Raw genomic sequence first — 12,293 nt, forward strand, 5'->3', positions numbered from 1 at the left:
AAGATACTATAATCAAATCAGGGTTGTGCTTGTTTGTTTTCGATACAGAAACTGTCCGGTTTTGATACAATACAGCCTTACTCATTTTTTAAACTCTTCACCGGGTTCGACATTGCCGCTTTAATGGTCTGGAAGCTTACTGTTACAACAGCTATCAATGCGGCCGTTACACCGGCCATAATAAACACCCACCAGCTTATATCGGTACGATAGGCGAAGTCCTGCAACCAGCTGTGCATAAACCACCAGGCCAGTGGAAAGGCTATAACAGCTGCAACGATCACCAGCTTCAAAAAATCTTTCGACAGCATGGCGGTTATATTACTCACGGTGGCGCCCAGTACTTTTCTGATCCCGATCTCTTTGGTGCGTTGTTCAGCCGCATACGCTGCCAGTCCAAACAAACCTAAACAGGCAATTAAGATAGCCAGCGTGGAGAAGGAAATAGCAATAACGCCCATCCGTTGTTCACTTTTGTAAAGATTGTTGAAGTCTTCATCCATGAACGTATAATTGAATGGCTGACCCGGTGCCAGGTCCTTATACAATTGTTCAATTTGATTTACCAGGTGGGGAATATTGGTACTGCTGATGCGGATGGCGGTGTTGCCGGGGTCTTCACCCCACATCAGTGCAAGCGGGGTAACCTGCTGCCTGAAGCTGCTGAAATTAAAATCCTTTACAATGCCAATGATATGAAGGGTAGAAACATTTTTTGGGTTGTTTATATCACTGATGTAATACAGGTTTTTACCAATGGGGTCTTTAAACCCATACATTTTTGCAGCCGATTCATTAATGATGATGCCCGTGGAGTCTGTTGGAAATTCCAGGGAATAATTCCGCCCGGTTGCCAGTTGCATACCAAGTGTTGGAATATATTGTTCGTCTACATACCAGGTTTGCATGCTTACAGCCTTTTTCTGATCCAGCGTTGGGTCGGCAAAAACCGGGTTGTCATTGCGCCAACCATTAGTGGGCAGGTAACCTGTCATAGTAGCGTCTTCAACGCCGGAAATTTTTACCACTTCTTTCCTGAATGTTTTTGCTTTATTGCCCAACGGCGAAGTGTTATGTAACACCAATACCTGCTCCCGGTTAAAGCCGGTTTTATGTGATTGAATAAAATTGAGTTGTTTATAGATCACCAGGGTGGCAATGATCAGGATAATAGAAATGGCAAACTGAAACACCACCAGCCCGCTGCGTAACCAGCTTGTTTTAAAACCTGCTGCGAGTTTGCCTTTAATAACCTGGATGGGTTTAAAGGATGACAGATAAAAAGCCGGATAGCTGCCGGCCAGCAAACCGGTTATTAAAACCATTAGTAACAGCATAGGTATTAGCCATGGGCTCGAGAACAGGTTGAGTTTAATTTCTTTTGCCGCCAGGTGATTGAATGTTGGCAGCATTACGAAGGTAAGCGCCAGGGCCAGTACCAGAGCAAGACAACTGATCAGGATGCTTTCGGTCAAAAACTGTTTTACCAGGTTACCCTTTAATGAACCCAACACTTTGCGTACACCTACTTCGCGGGCACGGTTAGCCGAGCGTGCGGTAGACAGGTTCATGAAGTTCACACACGCGATCAGTAATATGAAAAAGGCAATAGCCGAAAAAATATACACATATTGGATACTACTGTTGGGACCTAACTCGGCTTCTTTATCTGAGTGCAGGTGAATACTGGTAAGGGGGGTGAGGGAATGTTTCTCGAAGTTCCCGCTTTTCTTAAAATCGGTGAGGTTGATAGACATAAACTGCATTACCTGCGGACCAACATATTTTTCAACCAGCAGATCAAATTGTGCTTCCAGCTTTTTGGGATCAGCGCCTTCCTTTAATACGATGTAGGTGTTAAAGTTGTTGCTTAACCAGTTGTTACGCCGGCTTTCTTCGAGCGTATTCATGGATACAAAGAAGTCGTAATTGAAATGTGACTGCGCCGGAACGTCTTTGATAACGCCGGTGATCTTATAATTATCCCGGTTGTTGACGATGAAACTTTTGCCAACTGCCTGGGTGGTGTTAAAATATTTATACGCCGTGGTTTCTGTGATCACCATGCTGTTGGGTTCCTGCAAAGCTGTTTGCGGATCGCCATCGATCATGGGCAGGGTGAATACATCAAAAAGACTGGCATCGGCATATATTACATGGTCTTCCTGTACGTTCTCATTTCCTTTTCTTAACAATAATCCGCCTCTTTCCCTGAAACGTACATACTGTTCTACCTGCGGGTAATCTTTTTTCAGGGTTGCACCCATTGGGTCCGGCGCCACTGCCAATATAAAATGGTTACCCCCGAATTTGATCTCGCCATCCACCCGGTAAATGCGATCGGCTTTTTTGTTATAACGATCGTAGCTCAACTCATCCAGCACAAACAGCATAATGAGCAAACAGGTAGCCAGGCCAATGGCCAACCCGATAATGTTGATAGCCGAAAAGCCCTTGCTTTTCCAAAGATTTCGTAAAGCTATCTTTATATAGTTCTTAAACATAACTCAGTGTTATTTATTCTATAAATGAGGCACCTGTTTTCATAAGGGCCGTTGCAGGTTTCAGGTTTCAAGGTTTTATTTGTTCTTATTCCCTGTAACCTGGAACTTGAAACCTGTAACGCTCTACTCGCTTCTCAATGCTTTCACGGGGTTGGCCAATGCGGCTTTAATGGCTTTATAGCCCACCGTTATCCAGGCTATGGCTACGGAGCCCACTATAGCGCTGACAAAGAACCAGATGCTTAATGGAACCCGGTATACAAAATTATTCAGCCAGTTATGCATCATGTACCAGGCCACCGGTACTGATATAAAGAATGAGATAATGATAAGAACCGTAAACTCTTTTGAGAACAATTGGAGCAAACTGGTAACAGAAGCGCCCAGTACTTTTCTGATGCCCACTTCTTTTGTTTTTTGCACCGCCATAAATGAAACCAGTCCGTATAAACCCAGGCAGGAGATGAAAATAGCCAGGCCCGCAAAGATCTTATACAACAGTGATAGCTGTTCTTCCTGCTGGTAAAAGCGGGCAATGTTTTCATCAAAGAATTGTGACGAAAAGGCATACTCAGGGTAAAAACGATCCCAGGTTTTTTCAATGGCCTCCTTTGTACCGGCCAGTTGCCCGGTGCGGATCCTGATGCCTGTACAGGCATAGAATGCTTTACGGGTAGTAATAACAATCGGCTTGATGTCTTCCCGCAGGGAACTGGTTTTGAAATCTTTTATAACGCCTACTATCGGGTACCACTGGTTGCGGCCAATACGAATGGTTTTACCGATCACATCATTGAGGTTTCTTATCCCCAGCTTATTTACCAGTGTTTCGTTTATCACAACTTCGCGCATGGTATCGCTTTCTGCCTGAATGCGTCCGGCCAGCAGTTGCAGGCCAAAAGTTTTGAAATAATCGGGATCGGTAAACTTCAGCGAGATCTGAAATTTTTCATCCGGCTGGTGGTTATAGGCAAAGTTGGTTGACCATAAGTTATCGGAAGATGGGGCGTCGTTGTTTAAACTTACCGACTGTACACCCGGTATCTGCAACAGCTGCTGTTTAAATGCAGTTTGTTTGGAAAGCGATACACTGTCAGATTTTCCGTTCAGGATCAATACGCCTTCTTTATCAAAGCCAAGATCGGCTTTGCTTATAAAGTTCATCTGACTGATGGCAACAGCGGTAGCAATGATCAGGATCTGTGAAATGGTGAACTGCATTATTACCAGCCCCCGGCGCAAAGATACCCCGCGTACACCTGCCGTTACCATTTTGTTCTTCAGTGCGGTGATGGGGTTGTATTTGGAAAGCACCAAAGAAGGATACAAGCCAGCCAGCAGCGTAACTAAGATGCCCATGCCAATTACCATACTTATGGTTTGGGAGGTAAACAAACTCAATGATTCCTGTATGGAGGCGATGTGTTTGATATAAGGCAGCGCCAACCAGGCAAAGCCCAGGGATACAATAATAGAGATACTTACGATTACCGAAGTTTCGCTCATGATCTGGCCAAATAACTGCTTGCGGTTACCACCCAGTACTTTTCTGATGCCTACTTCCTTTGAGCGGTTAACCGATAAGGCGGTTGACAGGTTTACGAAATTCACACAGGCCATCAGGATGATGAAAATGCCTATAAGCAACAACGTAAGCAGGGTTGATTTACTGGTTATATGATCGCCGAAGGTTGCAAACCGGCGGTCGAAATGCATGTCGCGTAATGGCTGTAGTGAATTTGTTTTTATGGAAGTGTTGCTTAAAACACTGTAATGATTTTTACTGAATTGTAACAGGCCCTTGTTAACGTCTTCCATTTCTACCCCGGGTGGCAGCAGGGCAAAAATGTTGAAGTTGCTGGATGTGGTATTCCAGATATCAAAATGGTTATACGATTTACCATAGCGCTCAAGCGTTACATAGGAGATCAATACCGATAAAGGCAGGTCGGAGTTGACGGGCGTATTTTTCACGATCCCACTAATTCTTAAGGGAACCAGGTTATCGAGCAGCACCGTTTTTCCCATTGCTTCCTGCCAGGAGTTGAAATATTTAAGGGCGGTTTTTTCATCCAGAGCTACATTGTTGGGATCTTTTAGTATTGCCGGACTGCCGGCGAGCCATTCGTATTTCAATACATTGAACACCTGCGGTTCTGAAAAAAAGATGCCAGTTTCCTGGATAAACTTATTACCAATTTCATTTTTACCGGAAGGAACCGTGACCTGGCTTCCATAGGAAGATTCCAGGGCGCCAAATTGGATATGTGGAAATTCATTCCGCAAGGCTGCCAGTGCCGGCACCGGAATGCCGGAGTTATAGGTTATGTCCTTGTCGAATTTATCCTGTGTTACTACCCGGTAGATGCGGTTGTAATTGGGTTGAAAGGTATCGTAACTCAATTCGTACTTCACTACAATGAATACGAGCAGGCTGGCGGCCATGCCAATGGACAGGCCGGTTATATTTATAAGGGAGAATGCTTTATTGCGTACAATGCTTCTCCATGCGGTTTTGAGATAGTTTTTTAGCATAACTCGAGGTTATTAATTCTGTAATTCTGTACTACGTTTTCAAAAGAGACTGTGGCAGGTTGCATGTTACAGGTTTTAGGTTTTTATCCGTTTGCATTCCCTGCAACCTGGAACCTGTAACTTACTCTGTGCGTAAACTCTTCACCGGATTTGCCATTGCCGCTTTGAGCGCCTGAATACTGATGGTAATGAGAGCGATCAGCACGGCCAGGATGCCGGCGCCTGCAAATACCCACCAGCTAATAACAGTACGGTAAGCAAAATCGAGCAGCCATTTGTTCATCAGGTACCAGGCAATTGGTGCGGCAATAAAGAAAGAGATTATCACCAGTTTCAAAAACTCCTTCGATAACAGGTTGATGATATTTGACACCGAAGCGCCCATCACTTTTCGGATGCCGATCTCCCGCGTGCGTTGCATGGTACTGTAAGATGCAAGCCCCAACAAGCCTAAGCAGGAGATGAAGATGGCCAGTACCGCAAAATCCAGGAACAGCCGGCCAAAGCGTTCTTCACTGCGGTATTGCCGGTCAAAGAATTCATCCATGAAATAATAGCTGAAGGGCCGGTTGGGGATCACTGTTTTAAATTCTTTTTCTATCGCTGCAATGGTAGCCTGGGTATTGGTGGGATTTACCTTTACTGATAATAACCCAAACCGGTTAAATTCTATGCGCATGGTCAATGGCTTGATGGGTGACTGCAGCGAATGGTAATGGAAATCTTTTATTACCCCAATGATCTGGCCTTCACGTCCCCATTGCTTGAACCGTTTGCCAATGGCATCCTGCGGCGAATGGTATCCCAGGATCTTTACAGCTGCTTCGTTCAGGACCATTGCCTTGCTGGAGTCGGTTTTGTACGCCCGGTCAAATGGGCGGCCTGCCGCCATTTTTATATCATATAATGGAATGTAATCGAAGTCTACAAAATACAGATCGAGATTAGCGATCTGCAGATCGCCCTTTACATTTTCTACTTCTGAGTAAGCACCCTGGTGACCGCTACCCGGTACGCTGCCTGATAAGGTAGTGGCTTTTACATTTGGTAAGTTGGCTACCAGCTTTTGAAAGGTTTGCGTATTGTTGTCGCCGTTGGTATCCACCACCAGCACCTGGTCTTTTTTGAAGCCAAGATCGCGGCTGCGCATAAATTGCATTTGCCGGTACACGATAATGGTGCCAATGATCAATGCGGTAGAAATGGCAAATTGCGTAATAACAAGACTCTTGCGTAAAATGCTTCCTTTGGCGCCGGTAGCAAACCGGCCTTTTAAAACCATAATGGGTTTAAAAGAAGACAAGATAAATGCCGGATAAATACCCGCCAGTAAACCAATGAGGAGGGCTATACCCAATAACAGGAACAATAAGCCAATATTTGAGAAGATGCCGGTGCTGATGATCTTTCCTGCCAGTTCGTTGAATGATGAAAGCAGCAGGGAAGAAAGCCCCAGCGTTAACAGGAAGGAGATCAGGCAGATGATCACCGACTCGCCTATAAACTGACGCGCCAGTTGACCGCGTACGGCGCCGGCTACTTTTCTTATGCCCACTTCTTTTGCGCGTTCCGAGGCTCTTGCTGTAGTAAGATTAATGAAATTGATACAGGCAATAACAAGAATGAATATGGCAATGATGGAAAATACATACACATTCATCATGTTGCCTTTTGATCCGTCGCGTGTCGACTTCAGGTAAACATCTTTCAACGGTTCCAGCAACAGGGTAGGGAACATCTGCATTTTCTTCATCTCTGTCCCATTCCATTTATCGAGGAAGGCCGGAAATTTCTTTTGTAATGCCTGGGCGTTGCTGCCGTGTTTAAGCAGCACATAGGTTAGCGCTCCATAGTTACCCCATTCATCGTCTATCCCTTTTTCAAACACCCGGGTAATGGTGTTCATTGACAGCACAAGGTCGCTTTTTATCAGCGTGTTTTCTGGCATGTCTTTCATTACCCCGGTAACGATTGCCGGCTTTCCTTCACCGGTAATCAATAAAGTTTTACCCATGGGGTCTTCTTTCCCAAAGTATTTTTTAGCGGCAGTTTCTGATAACACAATACTAAAGGGTTGCGACAATGCCGTGTGCGGGTCGCCTTTCAATAAGGGGAAACCAAAGATGTTGAAGAAAGCGGAGTCTGCCCAGATGGCGTCATCTTCATTGAACTTGATGTCGCCTTTTCGTACCAGCAAATTATCATAGTTCACCCGGGTGAATGCTTCTACCTCGGGTAAATCATATTGCAGGTGCGGTCCTACCGCCCATGCGGGTCCGCTGGGATAAACGGTTTCCGACGGTGTTCTCAGGTCGGCTACCATCCGGTAAATGCGGTCGGCCCTGGGATGAAATTTATCGTAACTCAATTCAAACCGTACATACAGGAATATGAGCAAACAGGCGGTCATGCCAACGGTTAACCCCATTATATTGATAAAGGAGAAAACCCGGTGACGCCAAAGGTTCCTGAATGCAATTTTGAAATAATTTTTTAGCATATGTTAGGTCTTATTCATTTCTTAACGCTTTCACCGGGTTCGCCATCGCTGCTTTTATGGCCTGTACACTTACGGTGGTAACGGCTACCAGTATGGCAAATGCGCCGGTTAGCACAAATACCCACGCCGTAATGTTTATTCGCCAGGCATAGGCCTGCAACCAGTTGTGCATAATATACCAGGCGAGTGGAGCGGCTATCACCAACGCCACCGTTATCAGCTTTACAAATTCTTTCGACAACAAGCCCACTACCTGGGTTACGGTTGCACCCAATACCTTGCGGATGCCGATCTCTTTGGTGCGGTTCACCGCAGCGAGGGCTGCCAGTCCGAACAAACCCAAACAGGCAAGGAAAATAGAGATGCCGCCAGCCCAGCCTGCGATGGAACTCCAGCGGGTTTCGTTTTTATAAAAGTTGTCGAATTTCTCGTCTACAAAACTGTATTCAAACGGCGCATCAGGCACCAGTTTCTTCCAGGTTTCGTTTAATACGGCCAGCTTACTGCGAAGGTCACCTGCCTGCAGGCGTACAAAAATGCGTGATGGCTCAAATGCAGCCGGCCGGTAAATTAGTTGCGGCCGCACTTTCTGGGTCAGGTCTTCAAAGTTGAAATTCCGCGTAACGCCAATGATGGTTTTGGTTCCCTGGTCGCCCTTTGCATTCAGGATTTGTGTGCCTATTGCTTTTTCGGGAGTGGTGCCTAAGATGGTTTGTACCAGGGCTTCGTTCACGATCACCGCATTGGTGCTGTCTGACGAAATAGCCGGGTTAAAGTTGCGCCCTGCTATCAGCGTCATGCCCATGGTGTTTAAATAATTATAATCGCCGGGATATTGAATAACGCCCTGGAGTTCGCCTTTGTAATCGCGAAAACCCGACCCCATTTGTCCCTCTCCTGCACCCAGCCCCATTTCTGAAGCTGTTATACCAGCAATACCTGTGCTGTTCTGAAGGGCTTGTTTATATAAAGGATATATTTTTTTATCAAGGTGCTCAGTATTGATCATCACCAGGTTCTCTTTATTGAGCCCGATATTTTTTGTGCGCATGTAGGCAAGCTGTTGCAGGATGATGATGGTTGAAATGATCAACCCGATGGATAGTACAAACTGCAGGGTTACCAGTGAGCGGGTGAACAGGTTGGAACCGCCTATGCGGATCTTCTTTTTTAATACTTCTATGGGTTTGAAGGAAGACAATACCAGCGCGGGGTAACTGCCGGCCAGTAAGGCCACCAGGATAGTAAGCCCAATTAACAGCCAGGCTAATTCGGGAAAACGGTTGAGCGAAAAAGTTAATTCCCGGTCTGCCAGTTGATTGAACAATGGCAATAACAGGGAGGCCAGCAACAGTCCGGTAACGGCGGAGAGTATACTTAACAGAAAAGACTCTGCCAGGAATTGACTGATGAGTTGTTTACGCTGGCTGCCCATTACTTTGCGTACGCCTATTTCTTTGGCGCGGCCTGCAGAACGGCCAATGGCCAGTGTGGTAAAGTTGATGCAGGCAATCAGTAGCACGGCAGCTGCAATCGTAATCAATATCCACACATGCTTTGGTTCATTGCCGCCTTCAATGGTGGGGTTCATATGAATATCCCGGATCGGTTGCAGCCGGAAGCTTGCCTGTACATCTTCTCTTTCCTGCTTCTTTTTTGGTTTATAATCATCCGGGTAATACTTTCTTCTGAACAGATCGAGGCGATTGGGTTCACTGGCCAGCCGGCTGCCAGGTTTCAATTGCACAAAGGCCTGCATACCGATGGTCATATACCAGTTGCTGTTGCTTTGTTGCACCATAGGATCATTGGCGATGTGCTCAAAGCTGCCCAGCAGGTTGAACTTTACCGAAGAGTTGGCCGGGAGATCTTCCGCCACGCCGCTGATAGTAAATAGTTCAAAGGCATTATTGGTTTTTAATTCCAGGGTTTTGCCCACTACATTGACGGTACCAAAATATTGCAGGGCTTTTTCTCTGATTATTACAACCTGGTTAGGGTGTTGCAGTGCCGTTTGGGCATTGCCATATACAAGGGGAAACGTAAATACATTAAAGAAAGCCGTATCGGCATAGGTGATAGAGGTATGAAATACTTTGTTATCTGCTTTTACAAAACAATCGCTGCCTTTTAACCGCACTGCATATTCCACATCGGGAAAATCGCGTTTCATGGCCGGGGCAACCGGGGTATAAGCCCAGGCATAACCACCAGGTTCGCGTTTGCCGCCCTGCCACCATTCAACAATTCTGTAGATGCGGCCGGCATTTGTATGAAACCGGTCGTAGCTGAATTCATGCACTGTGTACAACAGGAACAAACTGAAGCAGGCGATGCCAACCGATAACCCAAAGATATTGATGCCTGACAACACCTTCTGCTGCGCCAGGTTACGAAACGAGATCCTGATATAATGTTTTATCATGACAATGAGGAGGTTTGGCATCACCTTGCAGCAAGGTGATGGTGAACAGATAAATGAAGCAGTAAACTATACGGGACCTGCTACACCATTATGTTCTCTAACACGGTTTGTCCGTCGAGCATGCGAATGATACGATGGCTGTACCGGGCATCGTGTTCACTGTGGGTAACCATGATGATGGTAGTGCCCTGTTCGTTCAGATCGGTTAACAGGGTCATCACTTCATTACCATTGCTGCTGTCGAGGTTACCTGTAGGCTCATCCGCCAATATCAGTTTGGGGTTGTTTACTACGGCACGGGCCACCGCTACACGTTGTTGCTGACCACCACTTAATTGCTGGGGATAGTGGTTGCGGCGGTGCATGATCTGCATTTTATCGAGCACCTCTTCCACACGTTTTTTGCGATCGCCCGATTTAACACCGGTATAGATCAATGGCAATTCCACGTTTTCAAATACGGTGAGTTCATCAATCAGGTTAAAACTTTGGAAAACGAACCCGATATTATGTTTGCGCAAATCGGCGCGTTTGCGCTCATTAAAATTCGCCACTTCAATATTGTTGAACAAAAAGCTGCCGTTATCGGGATCGTCCAGCAAACCCAGGATATTCAGCAGGGTTGATTTGCCGCAACCCGATGGACCCATAATGGCTACAAATTCACCTTCCTTAACATCTATGGAAATTTTGTTCAATGCTACGGTTTCAACCTCTTCGGTACGATAGATTTTTTCGAGATCCCGGATCTTTATCATGTGTTGTATGGTTTGAAGTTATGAGTTGTTAAAAGATATTCAGAAAATGATGGCTGGGCAACAGCTCCAGGTCATCAATCATCAGCACCACCTTTTTTACCGGTGATGTGGTTGTTCCCTGTTTTTCCGGTTTAACGGGGCAACGTACTCCGCCGCAATAGTTTTTGGGCGATGCTGCAAGGCAACTTCCGATTAAAATGATGATTAAACAGATAAGTTTAGGTTTCATGATATAAAATTTGTTGTAACAGGTTCCAGGTTGCATGTTTTAAGTTCCCTGAAACCTGGAACTTGTAACCTGAATCAATTGTTATTCTTTCTTCAGCACTAATTCCTGCATTTTGTCATAATTTTCATAGCTGGAGGTAACCACCTTATCCCCGGGTTGCAGGCCTTCCAGTACTTCATAATAATCGGGATTCTGGCGGCCCAGCTGAATATTGATCCGGGATGCTATCTTGCCATCATCACTTACTTTAAAGATCCAGTTACCACCGGTGCTTTGGAAGAAACCGCCTTTGGGCACCAGGATGGCCTGTGTTTCATCGCTCAGCGCCAGTAAGATCTGTAGTGTCTGACCACGGCGAATGATCTTCGGCACATCACCTACAAATTCCATATCAACCTGGAAATGGCCACTGACTATCTGGGAATATACCTTTTTGATCTTGAGTTTGTATTCTTTGTCAGACAGGGTAAATTTAGCCGTTAAACCGGTAAATACATTGGTGAGATAATGCTCATCGATATCGGCCCTGATCTTGAAACCGGAGGTAGCGTCAATTTGACCAAGCCGTACGCCGGAGGCGATGTTCTGGCCAATTTCCGCATCAAACGAAGTCAATTGCCCGGCAATAGGGGATTTTACTACCAGGTCGCCCACTTTTTTCTTCATCAGGTCGAGCGCTTTTTTCATGTTCAGGTACGATTGCTCGTTTTGTTGCAACTGTATTTTATTGGTAGCGGAATCCTGCCGCATAATGTCTTCCGTTAATTTTTTGCGGCGTACCTGGTACTGATAAGTGTTTTCGGCCGACTGGTATTCCTGCGACCCGATCACTTTTTGCGCAAACAGTTTTTTGTTCAGGTTATATATCCGCTCTGCTTCTTTCAGGGCATTGTCAACATCCGCCATCTGGTTAAGGCGGGCAACGGTATTTTGCTGGGCATTGTTGCGGGCAATCTGCATTTGCGTCAATACATTGAACACGCTGGTTTCCTGGTTGGCCAGGCTCAGTTCCAGGTCGGGGTTACTTAACCGGATAATTGGCTGGCCTTCCTGCATCATGGCGCCGTCTTCCACAAATTTCTGTTCAACCCTGCCGCCTTCCTGCGCATCGAGATAGATAGAAGTCTGAGGTAATACAATACCATTGATAGCAATGGTTACCTGGAAGGGGCCTTTTTTTACTTCACTGATGGTAAGGCGTTCCGTATCTACATTCAGACGGCTTTTACCGGAAGTGAAATAATAGCTGGCCAGTATCAGCAGGGCAATTGCAGCAATACCTGCAATGGTTACAATCCGTTTAGAGGTCCATTTCTTTTTTACAATAACTCTATCCACTGTA

7 protein-coding genes are annotated in these 12,293 nt (G+C 45.7%); all 7 read right to left on the bottom strand.

Features of this window, described 5'->3' with window-relative positions; genetic code table 11:
- Positions 1-77 precede the first annotated feature (77 nt).
- The 7 genes from NIAKO_RS05915 to NIAKO_RS05945 all read right to left on the bottom strand — a co-directional run bounded on the left by NIAKO_RS05915 (position 78) and on the right by NIAKO_RS05945 (position 12,289).
- Positions 78-2,504: an ABC transporter permease gene (locus NIAKO_RS05915; RefSeq protein WP_014217490.1), complete on the bottom strand. Its 2,427-nt coding sequence runs from the start codon at positions 2,502-2,504 to the stop codon at positions 78-80.
- A 123-nt stretch (positions 2,505-2,627) separates the two neighbouring features.
- Positions 2,628-5,039: an ABC transporter permease gene (locus NIAKO_RS05920; protein ID WP_014217491.1), complete on the bottom strand. Its 2,412-nt coding sequence runs from the start codon at positions 5,037-5,039 to the stop codon at positions 2,628-2,630.
- A 121-nt stretch (positions 5,040-5,160) separates the two neighbouring features.
- Entirely contained in the window at positions 5,161-7,539 is a 2,379-nt protein-coding gene (locus NIAKO_RS05925) for an ABC transporter permease (protein ID WP_014217492.1), read from the bottom strand.
- A gap of 10 nt (positions 7,540-7,549) precedes the next feature.
- Positions 7,550-9,964 (bottom strand): ABC transporter permease, encoded by a 2,415-nt coding sequence (locus NIAKO_RS05930; RefSeq protein WP_014217493.1) that lies wholly within the window; start codon positions 9,962-9,964, stop codon positions 7,550-7,552.
- Between the two features lie 80 nt (positions 9,965-10,044).
- A complete protein-coding gene (locus NIAKO_RS05935) occupies positions 10,045-10,722 on the bottom strand; it encodes an ABC transporter ATP-binding protein (RefSeq protein WP_014217494.1) in 678 nt (225 codons plus the stop codon).
- Between the two features lie 28 nt (positions 10,723-10,750).
- Positions 10,751-10,951, bottom strand: coding sequence for a hypothetical protein (locus NIAKO_RS05940; protein WP_014217495.1), 201 nt, complete (start codon positions 10,949-10,951; stop codon positions 10,751-10,753).
- An 81-nt stretch (positions 10,952-11,032) separates the two neighbouring features.
- Entirely contained in the window at positions 11,033-12,289 is a 1,257-nt protein-coding gene (locus NIAKO_RS05945; RefSeq protein ID WP_014217496.1) for an efflux RND transporter periplasmic adaptor subunit, read from the bottom strand.
- Positions 12,290-12,293 lie beyond the last annotated feature (4 nt).

Source organism: Niastella koreensis GR20-10, assembly GCF_000246855.1.
Lineage (GTDB): Bacteria > Bacteroidota > Bacteroidia > Chitinophagales > Chitinophagaceae > Niastella > Niastella koreensis.